The sequence below is a fragment of the Burkholderia sp. GW821-FHT14F03 genome, assembly GCF_058803765.1.
The window spans coordinates 1-644 of sequence record NZ_JBXAPG010000152.1 but is presented as its reverse complement, the minus strand read 5'-3'; the positions used below and the strand labels follow the sequence as shown (position 1 = coordinate 644).

Sequence of the window (644 nt, the reverse complement as noted above, 5' to 3'; positions counted from 1 at the left end):
CAGGCCGGCAGCATGGCGCTGTCGGATGCAACGATCCGCGGAGCCGACCTGACCTCGCTGCATCTCGATGGCTGGCGTTTCGAAAACGTGCGGTTCGAGCGCTGCCGGTTCGCCCACAGCACCTGGCGCCATTGCCAGCTGACGAACGTGCATGCGGTCGATTGCGGGTTCGCCGATACGACGTTCGACGATCTCGTCTGGACGGGCGGCGCGATTGCGCGCGGCGATCTGGCGCGCAGCGCATGGCGCGGCGTCGCGCTGGAGCGGGTCAACCTCGACGACTGTGGGCTCGACGATCTGTCGGTGTCGGGCGGATCGTGGTCGATGGTGACGGTGAAGGGGCGCGGCGGCATCCGCGGCGTCGTGCAGGACACCGAATGGGACAGCGTGTCGTGGAACGGCGTCGAGGCGCGTCACTGGACCTGGAGCCGCGTGAGCGCCGGCAATCTCGGGCTGGTCGAATGCGGGATGCCGGGCCTCACGCTGTCGCATTGCCGTCTGATGAAGCCGAGCGTGCTGCTGAGCGACCTGTCGGCGAGCACCTGGCGCAAGAACGTGCTGACGTTCGCGGTGCTGTCGCATGGCACCTCGATCGACCGCTCCATCCTCTGCGACTGCCTGTTCAACGCGTCGAGCTTCCAGGA

General features: G+C 67.4%; 1 pseudogene. It reads left to right on the top strand.

The window, feature by feature from the left end:
• A pseudogene (locus AC1RQF_RS33465) lies at positions 1–644 on the top strand (type VI secretion protein); the annotation flags it as partial.